This window comes from Amycolatopsis sp. SID8362 (assembly GCF_010550475.1).
Classification (GTDB): Bacteria; Actinomycetota; Actinomycetes; order Mycobacteriales; family Pseudonocardiaceae; genus Amycolatopsis; species Amycolatopsis eburnea.
Genome location: NZ_JAAGNB010001291.1, coordinates 1 through 1,409 on the forward strand (window position 1 = coordinate 1; position 1,409 = coordinate 1,409).

Sequence of the window (1,409 nt, forward strand, 5' to 3'; positions counted from 1 at the left end):
CCCGCCTGTCCCGCCCCGGCCACCCGCTCCGCGCCCGCCCGCGCCCCGGATGGCGCCGTCGCCGTCGTGGACGCCCCCGCCGGACCCGGAGACCCGCTGGATCCCGCAGCCGGAACCGTGGGAGGACCCGGCCTGGAACGAGCCGGCCCGCGTCGCGAGCCCGGTGCCCGTCGCTTCGGCGAACTCGCGGGTCCGCCCGTACACCCGCACCGGCGGGCGCACGCGGTCCGACCACAACCTGGCGCTGGAGGCGCTGGTCTCGACGTCCGACGACGGCCGCCGGTACCGCGGCGTCCGGTCGGTCGAGCACCGCCGGATCTGCGACCTGTGCCTGGACACCCGTTCGGTCGCCGAGATCGCCGCCCACCTGCGGCTGCCGCTGGGCGTGGTGAAGATCCTGGTCGGCGACATGGCCGACATCGGCCTGGTGCTGATCCACCAGACCGAGCTGATCCTGGGCGACCGCTCGTCCCGCGAGTTCATGGAGCGCGTCCTCGCGGGACTGCGCGCCCTCTAGCCCGCGGTGAGGTCGAGGGCCAGGGTGTTGCCCGGCCCGGCCACCGCGGTGTTGAGCACGGGCGTCGCCGACCCGCAGTTCGCGAACTCGCCGAGCGTGTACGTCGAGGTCAGCCGGCCGCCCTGGCCCGCGACGAAGCCGTCCGCGACGAGTTCCGTCGTCACCGGCTGGGCGGTGCCACAGGACGCCCCGACGTCGTACGGGACGCCGTTCACGCGCACGTCCGACAGCTTGACCGGCCAGGTCGCCGAGCCGGAGAAGCCGCCGAAGACCGAGCCGCCGGCGCTGCCGGGCCCGAGGGTGACGGTGCCGCTGACCGCGCCGATGCCGGGCACCACCTTGGTCACCTTCACCGGCGGCAGCGTGATCGTCCCGTAGAAGGTGTACGAGCCGATCTGCGTGTACATGTCGAACTGTCCCGGCCCGAGCTTCAGGTCGGCGCCCGGCTTCGCGATGTGCGTCGTCCCGCTGACGGTGTACTTCGAATAGACCGGCGGCCCGGCTGCCTCGGCCGCTCCGGAGAAGCCCGCCCCACCCACGATCGTCGCCGCCGCGACGGCGGTCACCCGCGTTCCCCACTTCATGGACCAGGCTTACCACCTGCGACGACGCCCCGGTGGGAATTCACCGGAATCAGTCCTCGACGATCGCCGCCGACGTGATCCGGTGGAGGGAGTACCGCTCGTTGTTCTCTCCTTCGAGGATCCCGCCGCCGACGCGCACCGGCCGGATCACGCGCTGGCTGGCGGTGCCGCGGGAGTCCACGAACCCGATCCACACCTCACGGCGCTCCAACGTCGCCCGGGACAGCAGCTCGAGGGTGGCGGAGGTGTCCGCGCCGCCGCCGACCGGCGCGCGCACCGCCGAGCCGCGGCGCCGGGCCGAAGCCGCG

At 73.9% G+C, this 1,409-nt stretch carries 2 protein-coding genes and 1 pseudogene; 1 reads left to right on the top strand and 2 read right to left on the bottom strand.

Translation table 11 applies throughout. From position 1 onward, the window contains the following. The coding region (locus G3I65_RS57810; protein ID WP_239071729.1) for a DUF742 domain-containing protein at positions 1-517 on the top strand (517 nt) is incomplete at its 5' end. Here the strand turns inward: G3I65_RS57810 and G3I65_RS39890 are convergent. Beyond that, on the bottom strand, positions 514-1,101 hold the full coding sequence (locus tag G3I65_RS39890; protein ID WP_166641157.1) for a hypothetical protein: 588 nt from the start codon (positions 1,099-1,101) through the stop codon (positions 514-516). The two genes, G3I65_RS57810 and G3I65_RS39890, sit on opposite strands and share 4 nt — an antisense overlap. Positions 1,102-1,150: 49 nt before the next feature. Next, positions 1,151-1,409 (bottom strand): annotated as a pseudogene (locus tag G3I65_RS39895) (DNA-binding protein); the annotation flags it as partial.